This window comes from Streptomyces toyocaensis, assembly GCF_000725125.1.
Lineage (GTDB): Bacteria > Actinomycetota > Actinomycetes > Streptomycetales > Streptomycetaceae > Streptomyces > Streptomyces toyocaensis.
Window position 1 is genome coordinate 17,217 of the sequence record NZ_JFCB01000040.1, and the last position, 12,538, is coordinate 29,754.

The 12,538-nt window shown below is 72.7% G+C and carries 10 protein-coding genes; 7 read left to right on the forward strand and 3 right to left on the reverse strand.

All coding sequences use genetic code 11. The features are described 5' to 3' along the window. Positions 1 to 50: 50 nt before the first annotated feature. Complete coding sequence (locus BU52_RS29195; RefSeq protein WP_010034659.1) at positions 51 to 314, reverse strand: WhiB family transcriptional regulator; 264 nt, start codon at positions 312 to 314, stop codon at positions 51 to 53. A gap of 712 nt (positions 315 to 1,026) precedes the next feature. On the opposite strand from BU52_RS29195, the gene BU52_RS29200 reads away from it, so the two are divergent. The 4 genes from BU52_RS29200 to BU52_RS29215 all read left to right on the forward strand — a co-directional run bounded on the left by BU52_RS29200 (position 1,027) and on the right by BU52_RS29215 (position 4,963). After that, complete coding sequence (locus BU52_RS29200) at positions 1,027 to 1,569, forward strand: cysteine dioxygenase (protein ID WP_037940102.1); 543 nt, start codon at positions 1,027 to 1,029, stop codon at positions 1,567 to 1,569. Between the two features lie 33 nt (positions 1,570 to 1,602). Further along, on the forward strand, positions 1,603 to 2,586 hold the full coding sequence (cofD, locus tag BU52_RS29205) for a 2-phospho-L-lactate transferase (RefSeq protein WP_037940104.1): 984 nt from the start codon (positions 1,603 to 1,605) through the stop codon (positions 2,584 to 2,586). Then, positions 2,583 to 3,899, forward strand: a complete 1,317-nt coding sequence (locus tag BU52_RS29210) for a coenzyme F420-0:L-glutamate ligase (protein WP_037940106.1) — start codon at positions 2,583 to 2,585, stop codon at positions 3,897 to 3,899. Before cofD ends, BU52_RS29210 begins: the two co-directional genes overlap by 4 nt. Before the next feature lie 65 nt (positions 3,900 to 3,964). After that, on the forward strand, positions 3,965 to 4,963 hold the full coding sequence (locus tag BU52_RS29215) for a DNA-3-methyladenine glycosylase family protein (protein WP_037940107.1): 999 nt from the start codon (positions 3,965 to 3,967) through the stop codon (positions 4,961 to 4,963). Positions 4,964 to 5,515: 552 nt separating this feature from the next. Here the strand turns inward: BU52_RS29215 and manB are convergent. Together manB and BU52_RS29225 are read right to left on the reverse strand one after the other, a co-directional pair. After that, a complete protein-coding gene (manB, locus tag BU52_RS29220) occupies positions 5,516 to 6,598 on the reverse strand; it encodes a mannose-1-phosphate guanylyltransferase (RefSeq protein ID WP_037940108.1) in 1,083 nt (360 codons plus the stop codon). A gap of 96 nt (positions 6,599 to 6,694) precedes the next feature. After that, positions 6,695 to 8,098 (reverse strand): peptidoglycan recognition protein family protein, encoded by a 1,404-nt coding sequence (locus BU52_RS29225; RefSeq protein ID WP_037940110.1) that lies wholly within the window; start codon positions 8,096 to 8,098, stop codon positions 6,695 to 6,697. 129 nt (positions 8,099 to 8,227) lie between these two features. On the opposite strand from BU52_RS29225, the gene BU52_RS29230 reads away from it, so the two are divergent. From BU52_RS29230 to BU52_RS29240, 3 genes are all read left to right on the forward strand, one after another. Next, positions 8,228 to 8,989 (forward strand): TIGR03089 family protein, encoded by a 762-nt coding sequence (locus BU52_RS29230; RefSeq protein ID WP_037940111.1) that lies wholly within the window; start codon positions 8,228 to 8,230, stop codon positions 8,987 to 8,989. A gap of 278 nt (positions 8,990 to 9,267) precedes the next feature. Beyond that, a complete protein-coding gene (locus BU52_RS29235) occupies positions 9,268 to 10,470 on the forward strand; it encodes an LCP family protein (RefSeq protein WP_037940113.1) in 1,203 nt (400 codons plus the stop codon). Positions 10,471 to 10,713: 243 nt separating this feature from the next. Then, on the forward strand, positions 10,714 to 12,477 hold the full coding sequence (locus BU52_RS29240; RefSeq protein WP_037940116.1) for an LCP family protein: 1,764 nt from the start codon (positions 10,714 to 10,716) through the stop codon (positions 12,475 to 12,477). Positions 12,478 to 12,538 lie beyond the last annotated feature (61 nt).

Below are 12,538 nucleotides of genomic sequence, written 5' to 3' on the forward strand. Positions count from 1 at the left end.
AGTGACGTGCGTACGGAGATGACGTGCGTACGGCGGTGATGCGCCGTTCGTCAGACGGCGGCCTTCTTGAGCCGGCGGCGCTCACGCTCGGACAGGCCGCCCCAGATGCCGAAGCGTTCGTCGTTGGCGAGGGCGTACTCGAGGCACTCGGAGCGGACCTCGCAGGCGAGGCAGACCTTCTTGGCCTCCCGGGTCGAGCCGCCCTTCTCGGGGAAGAAGGACTCGGGGTCGGTCTGGGCGCACAGCGCGCGCTCCTGCCAGCCGAGTTCCTCGTCCGCGTCGTCGACCAGCAGTTGCTGCACCGTCTCGGTCATGTGCGCCCCTCGTCCGTCTTTCGCGTCCCCGTGATCTAGCCGTTACCGATCCCGGCTGAACGACACGAGTGAAATTACAAGTGTGCTGCTCCGGGCGAGTCAAGCCGAGATCTGCTATTGGGCCCCTTATTCACTCTGCGGAACCAAGGCCGAGCAGAAAGTGTTCAAATCACCCTAAACCTTGACACACGCATGGGACCCGCGAGGGCTTCCAGCCCCACACTGAGCCTCTACGGGGAGGACGCCCAGGAGATCGATCTCGTTCCGACACACACGACGAAGCGAACCGGATCACAGTCGGATCACGGGATCGCAACGGCGCGCCTGCCGCCCGGCCGTGCGCACCTTGTGTCCCGGGAAACGACTGAGCAAACCTTTCACCTGCGAGATGAACCGGATGAGGTGAACCATGTCCCACATACCGGGCGTCGAGTTGACAGTGCAGGAGTGAACCGCTGTCCTAGGGGGCATGCTCGCGCATCAGGTACTCACCACGACCCGCTCCGCCGGGTTCCTCGGTGCTGCCCGCGCTCGCTGTAGCTGTCGCTGTTCCGGCTGTTGAGCCCAACCGCTCCCGCCGGCGCCGGGTCCCACGCGACCCGGCCGCTGTTTCCTCCGCTCCCACCGGGGCACCCTCGCCGCCGCCCGCGATCCGGGCGTGACGCGGCGCACGCACCCCCCGCCGCTTCACCGTCAAGGAACCCCCGCGCCCATGAACAGCGACAGCGATCTCCAGATCGCCGGTGACATCCTCGAAGTCCCGCACCTGCTCCAGCCGCCGCGCGAGCACCCGGCCACCGTCGCCGAGTTCGCCGGTCTGGCCCGCTCCATCGCCGCCGACCGCTCCCAGTGGGAGCACCTCGTCCGGTACGACGCCACCAGCCGCTGGTACCACCGGCTGCGCACCGGCCCCGGCTACGAGGTGTGGCTGCTGTCCTGGGTGCCCGGCCAGGGCAGCGGGCTGCACGACCACGGCCGTTCCTCCGGCGTGCTCACCGTCCTGGACGGCACGCTGACCGAGCGCACCGCGCGCGGCACGCGCGCGTTGCGGGCGGGCGCGCAGCGCGTGTTCGCCCCCGGCTACGCGCACGAGGTCGTCAACGACGCGCTGAATCCCGCGGTCAGCCTGCACATCTACCACCCGGGCCTGACCGAGATGCCGATGCTCCCGTCGTCCGGGCCTCGTTCGGCCGGGGAGCCCCTCGTCGCCCCGCACTGCGAGGCCCACCCGGCGCCCGGGCCGGTGACTTCCTGACGCGATGTCGTAGCGGCCTGCGAGGATGGCCCCATGCGCATTGTGGTTCTGGCAGGCGGCATCGGCGGTGCCCGTTTCCTGCGCGGTCTGAAGAGGGCCGTGCCGGACGCGGACGTCACCGTCATCGGCAACACCGGGGACGACATCCACCTCTTCGGGCTGAAGGTCTGCCCGGATCTCGACACGGTGATGTACACGCTCGGCGGCGGCATCAACGAGGAGCAGGGCTGGGGGCGGACCGACGAGACCTTCCATCTCAAGGAGGAGCTCGCGGCGTACGGCGTCGGCCCGGAGTGGTTCGGGCTCGGCGACCGTGACTTCGCCACGCACATCGTGCGGACCCAGATGCTCGGCGCCGGATATCCGCTCAGCGCGGTGACCGAGGCGCTGTGCGACCGGTGGAAGCCGGGTGTGCGCCTCATCCCGATGACCGACGACCGCGTGGAGACACACGTGGCGGTCACGCTGCCGGACGACGGCTCCGCCGAGGGGCCCGGCGAGCGCAGGGCGATCCACTTCCAGGAGTACTGGGTGCGGCTGCGGGCCTCGGTGCCGGCCGAGGCGGTCGTACCGGTCGGCGCGGAGCAGGCGAAGCCGGCCCCGGGTGTCCTGGAGGCGATCGCGGAGGCCGACGTCATCCTCTTCCCGCCGTCCAACCCGGTGGTCTCCGTCGGCACCATCCTCGCCGTTCCCGGCATCCGCGAGGCGATCGCCGACGCGGGCGTGCCGGTGATCGGCCTGTCGCCGATCATCGGGGACGCGCCCGTGCGGGGCATGGCCGACAAGGTGCTCGCGGCCGTCGGCGTGGAGTCCACGGCGCCCGCGGTGGCCGAGCACTACGGCTCGGGCCTGCTGGACGGCTGGCTGGTCGACACCGTGGACGCGGGCTGTGTGGAGCGCGTCGAGGCGGCCGGCATCCGCTGCCGCGCCGTGCCGCTGATGATGACCGACGTCGACGCGGCCGCGCGGATGGCGCGGGAGGCGCTGACACTGGCCGAGGAGGTCCGGGCGGTATGAGCGACGCGCACCCCGCACCCGGCGGCTACCGCGTCTGGGCCGTACCGGGCCTGCCCGAGGTCCGCCGGGGCGACGACCTGGCCAAGCTGATCGCGGCCGCCGAACCGGACCTGTCCGACGGCGATGTCCTGCTCGTCACCTCGAAGATCGTCTCCAAGGCGGAGGGCCGGATGGTCGAGGCGGCCGACCGGGAGGCGGCGATCGACGCGGAGACGATACGCGTCGTGGCCCGGCGCGGGCCCCTGCGCATCGTGGAGAACCGGCAGGGCCTGGTCATGGCCGCGGCCGGGGTCGACGCCTCCAACACCCCCGCCGGCACGGTCCTGCTGCTGCCCGAGGACCCGGACGCCTCCGCGCGGGCGATCCGCGAGGGCCTGCGTGCCGCGCTCGGCGTCGAGGTCGGCGTGCTCGTCACGGACACCTTCGGCCGCCCCTGGCGGGCCGGGCTGACCGACGTGGCGATCGGCGCGGCGGGCGTACGGGTGCTGGACGACCTGCGCGGCGGCACCGACGCGCACGGCAATCCCCTCGGCGCGACCGTCGTCGCCACGGCCGACGAACTCGCCGCCGCGGGCGACCTGGTCAAGGGCAAGGCGGCGGGTCTCCCGGTGGCCGTCGTCCGGGGGCTGCCGCACGTGGTGGCGTCCGACGACGGCGAGGGCGCGCGGGCGATGGTGCGCGGCGCGCGCGACGACATGTTCCGGCTGGGCACGTCGGAGGCCGTACGGCAGGCGGTGACCCAGCGCCGTACGGTGCGGGCCTTCACGGACGAGCCGGTCGACCCGGGCGCGGTGCGCCGCGCGGTGGCGGCGGCGGTGACGGCACCTGCCCCGCACCACACCACGCCGTGGCGTTTCGTGCTGCTGGAGTCCGCCGGGTCCCGCACCCGTCTCCTGGACGCGATGCGTGACGCCTGGATCGCGGACCTGCGCCGTGACGGCAAGTCGGAGGAGTCCGTCGCCAAGCGCGTCCGCCGCGGCGACGTCCTGCGCGACGCGCCCTGCCTGGTCGTGCCCTGCCTGGTCATGGACGGCGCGCACACCTACGGGGACGAGCGGCGGGACGGCGCCGAGCGGGAGATGTTCGTGGTCGCCACGGGCGCGGGTGTCCAGAACTTCCTGGTCGCGCTGGCCGGGGAGCGGCTGGGCTCGGCCTGGGTGTCGTCGACGATGTTCTGCCGCGACGTGGTCCGCGAGGTCCTGGACCTGCCCGCGAGCTGGGACCCGATGGGCGCGGTCGCGGTGGGCCACCCGGCCGAGGACCCGCGCCCGCGGCCCGAGCGGGAGCCGGACGGCTTCATCGAGGTGCGGTGAGCCGGGCGCGCGGGCGCCTACCCTCTTAGAGGCACCCCCGCTCCCCTCTCCACCCTGGGACTCCCGTGGCAGGACGTTTCGCTCCCCGCCCGACCCGCACGACCGTGCGCGGCGGTCATGTCGCCGTGCCCGCGGGCGTCCCCCGCCAGGCACCCCCGGCACGGGTACGGACGTGGGTGCCGGACGGTCCGCTGGACCTCGGCCTGGTGCTCGGGCCGCTGCGGCGCGGGCCCGGCGATCCGACGTTCCGGGCGCTGCCGGACGGCTCCGTGTGGCGGGCCGGCCTGACGCCTGCGGGCCCGGGGACACTGCGGGTGACGCAGCGGGCCGGTGTGGTCCGGGGCGAGGCGTGGGGACCGGGTGCCGAATGGTTCCTGGAGCGCCTGCCGGACTTGCTCGGGGCGGCCGACGACCCGTCCGCCTTCGTGCCCCGGCACCGGCTGCTGGCGCTGACCCGGCACCGGCGTCCGGGACTGCGGCTGACGCGGACCGGACTCGTGCTGGAGTCGCTGATTCCGTCGATCCTGGAACAGAAGGTCACGGCGGGTGAGGCGTACCGGGCGTGGCGGCTGCTGGTACGGAAGTACGGCGAGCCCGCGCCCGGGCCCGCGCCGGAGCGGATGTCGGTGATGCCGGCGCCCCGCACCTGGGCGCTGATCCCCTCCTGGGAGTGGCACCGCGCCGGGGTCGACGACAAGCGGGCGTCGACGGTGCTGCGGGCGGTGCGGGTCGCCGCGCGGCTGGAGGAGGCGGCGGGGATGCCTCCGGAGGCGGCACAGGAGCGGCTGGAGCTGGTGCCGGGGATCGGGCCGTGGACGTCCGCGGAGACGGTGCAGCGGAGTCACGGCGCGGTGGACGCGGTGACCGTGGGGGATCTGCATCTGCCCGGGATCGTGGGGTGGGCTCTGGCGCGGGACCGGTATGCGGACGACGCGGTGATGCTGTCGCTGCTGGAGCCGTACGCGGGGCAGCGGCATCGGGCCGCTCGGTTGATCCTGCTGAGTGGGTGTGTGCCGGCGAGGCGGGCGCCGCGGATGCCGTACGGCGACATCGGGCGGCTTTGACGCCGGGTGGTGTTGTGTCGCCCTGTGCTTCCCGGGTGCCCCGGGTGGGTGCGGTGCTCTGGGTGGATGCTGGCCGGGGGGAGGTCGCGCAGCCCGGCGCTTGAGGAGTGCCGTCGCGCCCACCCGTGCCGCCCCAGCGGCACGACTGCCCGCGGGAGCGGCGGGAGCGGCACGGCGGGCGGCGGGAGCGGCGAGACCGGCACGGCGGGCGGCGGGAGCGACGAGACCGGCACGGCGGGCGGCGGGAGCGACGAGACCGGCACGGCGGGCGGCGGGAGCGGCGCGGGGCGCGGCGGGAGCGGCGGGAGCGGCGCGGGGCGCGGCGGGAGCGGCGGGAGCGGCGCGGGGCGCGGCGGGAGTGGCGCGGGGGGGCAGGTGCGTACGGCGCGGAGGGGGCGGGGCGGGGGTGTGCGCCCCGCAGCGGCTGGTGCGGAGAAGTGCCCCGCACCTCCACCGGGCGACCCGGTCGCGCCGGTCCGAGGACGGACGCCCCCGGCCCGACCCCGGCCCACCCACCACCCGCAGGCGCCCCGCCGAGCGGGCCCGCGGCTGCTACAGGTCCGGGGAGAAGCGGACCGCGTCCGCCGGGATGCGGGCGTCGCACCACACGCGCACGCCCTCGCGGAGTTCGTTGCGCGCGCCTATGACCGCGCCGTCGCCTATGACCGTGCCGGTCAGCACCGACCGTTCACCCACCCGCGCCCGCGTCCCGATCAGCGAGTCGGTGACGACCGCGCCCGGTTCGATGACCGCCCCCGGCAGGATCGTGCTCCCGAAGACGCGCGCGCCCTCCGCCACGAACGCGCCCTCGCCCACCACCGTCCCGCCCGCGAGCTTCGCGTCCGGTGCCACGGTCGCCGTGGGCAGCACCAGCCGGTCACCGCAGCGGCCGGGCACCGCGGGCGACGGCGCGCGCCCGAGCACCAGGTCCGCCGAGCCCCGCACGAACGCCGCCGGCGTCCCGAGGTCCAGCCAGTACGTCGAGTCGACCATCCCCTGCAGGTGCGCCCCCGCGGCGAGCAGCCCCGGGAACGTCTCCCGCTCCACCGACACCACCCGACCCGCCGGAATCGTGTCGATGACCGAGCGGCGGAAGACGTACGCCCCCGCGTTGATCTGGTCGGTGACGATCTCCTCCGGCGTCTGCGGCTTCTCCAGGAAGGCCAGCACCCGCCCGTCGTCGTCCGTCGGGACCAGCCCGTACGCCCGGGGATCGGTCACCTTCGTCAGGTGGAGCGAGACGTCCGCCCCCGTCGCCTCGTGTGTCCGCACCAGCGCCCGGATGTCGAGCCCGGTGAGGATGTCGCCGTTGAAGATCAGGACCGGCTCGTCCGGCCCCGAGTGCAGCCGGGACGCGACGTTGCGGATGGCGCCGCCCGTACCGAGCGGCTCCTCCTCCGTCACGTACTCGATGTGCAGCCCCAGTGCCGACCCGTCACCGAAGTACGGTTCGAAGACCTCGGCCAGATAGGACGTGGCCAGGACGATGTGCTCGACGCCCGCCGCTCTGGCTCTCGCCAGCTGGTGCGTCAGGAAGGGCACCCCGGCCGCCGGGACCATGGGCTTGGGCGTGTGCACCGTGAGCGGTCTCAGCCGCGTGCCCTTGCCGCCGACCAGGAGGATCGCTTCTGTCACCTGTCGTCTCTGCTTCCTGCCGGGACCGGCCGAGCTGTCTTTCGGCCGGCCAGTGTATGCAGACCGTTCTCCGGCAGGAAGAAACGGCGGCCCGCCTCAACGTCCCTGGTAGCGGGCCGCCGTGGAACGCACGGTGCCGAGCTTCTTGTACAGCTTCCCCCCTGGGCACGAGGTGTTGAACCCGTCCCGGTGACCGGAGATCACGTTCAGTCGTACCTTCTTGCCTTTTCGGTAGAGATTGCCACCGCCGGACTTCAGATATGTCTTGGCACGCGGATTCATGCCGTGCAGCCCGAGTTTCCACGCGGTGAGCCGGGCGACGGCCTTCTTGGCCGAGGACGACGGCTTCTTGGAGCCGTAGGAGCCGATCACCGCGATGCCCGTGGTGTTGCTGTTGAAGCCCATGGTGTGGGCTCCCATGACCGCCTTCGCCACTCCACCGGCCCGGCCCTCGTAGATCCTCCCGCACTTGTCGACGAGGAAGTTGTAGCCGATGTCGCGCCAGCCCAGGCTCCTCACGTGGTAGCGGTAGAACCCGCGGACGAGCGAAGGCGCCTGGGCGCACGTGTAGTTGTTGCCGGAGGCGGTGTGGTGCACGAAGGCCGCCTTGACCTTGCTCGTGTACACGAACCGCTTCTCCCGCAGGCTCTCGTTCGCTCCCCACCCACGCCGGGTGACGATGGCGGGGCGCGGCCCGATGTACGGCTTCGCCCGCTGCTCCTCTGTCAGTTCGGCCCCGCGCAGGCTGAGGAGTTCCTGCCGGGTCCGCTCGGCGTCGAGCGCCGGGATCTCGGTGGCGCCCGGGGCCACGAGTGAGGAGTTGGCCGCGGAGGCGGCGGTCGCCTCCGCGCTCAGGGGGCTCGTACGGGCGTCGGCGGCCTCGGCCGGGAGCGGAGCGGCCGCGTCCCCGGGGTCGATGAGTTCGAGCCGCAGCCCGGACGGCAGCCCGGGGGACCCTGCGGCCGGGGAGTCGTCCCCGGAGTCGTCGGCCTCGGAGCCGGCGCCCGGTTCCCCGGGCTCCGGCCGCACCCGGACCTCCACACCGTCCGACTCCCCGACCCACAGCGGCGCCGTGGCGCCCCGCACCCGGCCGGGGGCGGCCTCCGAGGTGCCCGGGTCGGCGCCGTGCTCGGTGTAGTGGGTCTCGACGTCCTGCCAGTCGGACCAGCCGCCGTCGGCGGCAGCCCGGGTACGGACCTGGACGCTTCCGTGGAGTTCGGCGGCGGCGTCGTCCCAGATGACGCCGAGGAGGGAGAAGTGCCGCACGGTCCGGGGGGTGAGGCCGAGGGTGGCGCCGGAGACGCGGTCGTGGGTGAGGGGTCGCAGGGGCAGCGACTGGGTGCTGCCGGGGGCGTCGGGCTGGGCCGTCACTGCCGCGCGCGTGGCCGCTTCTGCCGTGGGCGCCGGTCTCGCGGCCGCCGCGGTGGCGGGCGGGGCGAGCGGAAGGGCGAGGGCGGCGGCGCAGGTGACACCGATTGAGGAAGCAAGAATTCCACGCATGCTCCTGAGCTTGGACATAGTCAGACAAATCTGTCCAACGCGGAGTTGACGGGCCGTCGGAGGACGTTCCCCCGAACCGGTGCCCCCACGGTCAGCGCGCGGGGGACGGGCACGCGTACGCTTGCGCGGGTGAACGCCACCGACCGCACCCCTGCCGACCTGCTGAGTTCCGCGCTCGCCGCGGACCCGGGACGCCCCCTGGTGACCTTCTACGACGACGCCACGGGCGAACGTGTCGAATTGTCCGTGGCCACCTTCGCCAATTGGGTGGCCAAGACCGCCAACCTCCTCCAGGACGAGTTGTCCGTCGAGCCCGGCGACCGGGTGGCGCTGCTGCTGCCCGCGCACTGGCAGACGGCGGTGTGGCTGCTGGCGTGCGCGTCGGTGGGCGTGGTCGCGGACGTGGCCGGGGACCCGTCGGCGGCGGACGTGGCGGTGAGCGGTCCGGAGCCGGAGTCCCTGGAGGCCGCGCGGGCCTGCCCGGGACCGCGGATCGCGCTGGCGCTCAGGCCGCTGGGCGGACGTTTCCCGCAGCCGCCGGAGGGCTTCGCCGACTACGCCGTGGAGGTGCCGGGCCAGGGGGACCGGTTCGTGCCGTACGCGCCCGTCGATCCGGAGGAGCCGGCGCTCATCGTCGCGGGGCGCGAGTTCACCGGGGCGGAGGTGGTCGAGCGGGCCCGCGCGGAGGCACCGGAACTGGGTCTGACCGGTCCCGGCTCGCGGATCCTGTCGGGGCTGCCGTTCGACACGTGGGAGGGCCTGACCTCGGGTCTGTACGGAGCGCTGGCGACCGGCGGCTCCGTGGTCCTGTGCCGGAACCTGGACCGCCTCGGGGCCGACGCCCTGGACAAGCGGGTGGAGAGCGAACGCGTGACGGTCATCGCCCGCTGAGCCCGCTGCCCGCCGAGCCCGCCGACGCCACCTCGGGCCCACCCGAGCCCGCCGACGCCACCTCGGGCCCACCCGAGCCCGCCGACGCCACCTCGGGCCCACCCGAGCCCGCCGACGCCACCTCGGGCCCACCCGAGCCCGCGGAGCCGCCCGCTCCCCCGTTCGGCGCAGCACCACCCACCACACGCCCCGTTTCCGGTCCATCGTCGTAGGCAGCGGCACGCACCACACACCCGTACGCCGTCCGGTCCCGTACGCAGTGAGGGGTGGACCCGGCCATGAGCGACACCGCAGGCGCCCCCTCCGGGCGGCCGGAGAACGGGCGCGCTCCGGACCCGGCAGCGGGGTCCGCGACGGGCGGGCGGGGCCGGATCCGCCGGCGGCGGCGCTGGGCCCGCGGCACCGGGCTGACGGCCACGGCCGTGCTCGTCGTCGCCGGGGGCGCCGGGTGGGCGGTGTACATGAAGCTGGACGGGAACATCACCCCGGACGAGGCGGCGGCGGCCGAACTCGCGCGGTTCGAGAAGGACCGCCCCACCGCGCTGGTCAAGGACGCCCGGAACATCCTGCTCATCGGCTCGGACACGCGCTCCGGTGACGAGAACGGCCGCTACGGGCGGGACCCGGGGACCGAGCGTTCGGACACCGTGATCCTGCTGCACCTGTCGGCGGGACGGCGCAGCGCCACGGCGGTGTCCATCCCCCGGGACCTGATGGTGGACGTGCCGGGCTGCCGGCGTGCCGACGGCTCACGTTCCGAACCGACGTTCGCCGCCTTCAACACGGCCTTCGAAGTGGGCGGTTCCGCCTGCACCGTCCGTACGGTCGAGAAACTCACGGACATCCGCGTCGACCATCACGTCGTCGTCGATTTCGACGGCTTCAAGGACATGGTCGACGCGGTGGACGGCGTCGAGGTGTGCCTGAGCGAACCCATCGACGACAAGGACGCGGGACTGAAACTCCCGGCCGGCCGGGTGACGCTGAGCGGGGAGCAGGCGCTCGGTTACGTGCGGGCCCGCAAGAGCCTCGGCGACGGCAGCGACACCGGCCGGATGGAGCGGCAGCAGCGGTTCCTCGGCGCGCTCGTCAGCAAGGTGCGCGGCAATGACGTCCTGCTGAACCCGGTGAAGCTGTATCCCGTTCTGCACGCGGCCACGTCGTCGCTCACCACCGACCCCGAGCTGGCCAGTCTGCGCGGTTTGTACGAACTCGTGCGGGGCCTGCGCGAGATCCCCACGCAAGACGTGCGATTCCTGACCGTGCCCCGGGAGGCGTACACCGGCGACGTCAACCGCGACCAGCTCGCGCAGCCCGCGGCGGAAGAGCTGTTCGAACGGCTGCGGACGGACGCGCCCGTGACGGTCCATACGGAACGTGACGAAAAGGCCACGGAAAAGGAATCGGAGGGGTCGGCCGGTGGCACTTCCCCCGCTCCGACGTTCTCGGGGAACACGGCCGCCGAGGACACCTGTACGTAAAGGCTGCGCCAAGCCAACTCCACGACTGCGCACCCTTGTCCAGGGAAATGGGTGGATTGCCCCCTTGTGAGGACGTGGAATTCGTCACCGGCGTCGCCCGGGGCCGATCAGGACCGTTAGTGTGAGCGCTCCGGTGCGTCCGTTCCTTCAGGCCCGTCCTGAGATCCCGCACTGTGTGACCGAGACCCGAGCGCCTGGGAGGGGAAAGGCGCCGCGTGGCCCCGACGGAGGATTCGAGCGACCGTGGACGCGCAAAGCCGTGAGCGGGGAGAGAACATCGATCCCGCAGATCAGTGGGTGCTCAATCCGGCGACGGGTGAGTACGAACTGCGACTGGGTCCTTCCGCACCGCATTCACCCATCCCGAGCCCGCGCGGGCCACGCCCCTCGGACCCGGTGAGGCCGAGTGCCCGTAAGGCCGACGGCGAAACCCCCTCCGGCCGTGCGCCCGAGCGCCCCGGCCGTGCGGCCCCGGGCCGGGAGGTACCGCCGCAGCGCAGGCGCCGGGGCGTGCCGGAGGAGCCGCCTCCGGGACGGCGCGGGCGCCGGCCGGCGAAGAAGAACGCCAAGGCGAAGAAGGTCCTGCTGTGGACCAGCGGCACCATGGCCTTCCTGGTGCTCGGCGTCGGCGTGGCCGGCTACCTGTATCTGGAACACCTGAACGACAACATCACGTCCGTCTCCGACGACGGCGCCGGCACGGGTGGCTTCAAGAAGGACGAAGCGATCAACATCCTGCTGATCGGCACCGACAAGCGCACCGGTTCGGGCAACGAGGGCTACGGGGACAAGGGCAGCGCCGGGCACGCCGACACCACGATCCTGCTGCACGTCTCCAAGGACCGTTCCAACGCGACCGCGCTGAGCATCCCGCGTGACCTGATAGTGGACATCCCCGACTGCCCCACCGAGCAGGCGGACGGCAGCCAGAAGGTGATCCCGGGCTCCCCCGGCGTCCGTTTCAACACCAGCCTCGGGCAGGGCGGCCGTACGCCCAGCTGCACCATGCGGACCGTGACCGAGCTGACCGGGATCAAGCCCGACAACTTCATGGTGGCGGACTTCAACGCGGTCAAGACGCTGACCTCGGCGGTCGGTGGTGTCGAGGTGTGCCTGGGGAAGGACATCGACGACCCGGACTCGCACCTGAAGCTGTCCGAGGGCACGCACACCATCAAGGGCGAGCAGGCGCTGGCGTTCGTCCGCACCCGGCACTCGGTCGGCCTGGGCGGCGACCTGAGCCGGATCGGGCTCCAGCAGCAGTTCCTGAGCGCGCTGATGCGCAAGCTGAAGTCGAACGACACGCTCACCAGCCCCTCGAAGATGATCAAGCTGGCCGAGGCGGGCACCGAGGCGCTCACCGTCGACTCCCAGCTGGACAGCATCAACAAGCTCAAGGAGCTCGGCCTGGAGCTGGGCAAGCTCGACGTCAAGAACCTGACCTTCACGACCGTGCCGGTGGTCGACAACCCCGCGGAGCAGGTGAAGGCGACCGTCGTCCTCAACGAGTCCAAGGCCCCCGAGGTCTTCGACCTGATCCGCAACGACGTGTCGTTCACCGAGGTCAAGGAGCAGAAGAAGCAGGAGAAGGCCGCGGTCGCCGCCCGGCTGAAGGGCGAGAAGGCACCGGCCTCCGAGGTCCGGGTGCGGATCCTCAACGGCGGTGCCCCCGGGGGCAGCGCGCAGGAGATGCTCAGCTGGCTCCAGGTCCAGCAGGGCGTCACCAAGTCGGAGAACGCCGGCAACGCGCCCGGCAAGCTGGGCAGGACGACGCTCGAGTACGCTCCCGACCAGGCCGACCAGGCACGCCGCCTGGCCGACATCCTGGGCCTGTCCGGATCGGCGATGAAGCCGGGCGAGAGCGTCACCAACGCGCAGGGGCTGCCCGCGATGACACTGACCCTCGGCAAGGACTTCAAGGGTGCCGGTGTGTCGCTCACGCCGCCGGACAAGGCGCCGGACGACATCGAGAAGTCCACGGCGGACAAGGTCGAGTGCGCCAAGTAGGACTGGCCTGACGGGCCTGCCGCGCGTCCCACGGGGCGCGGGCGGGCCCGTTTCACGTGCA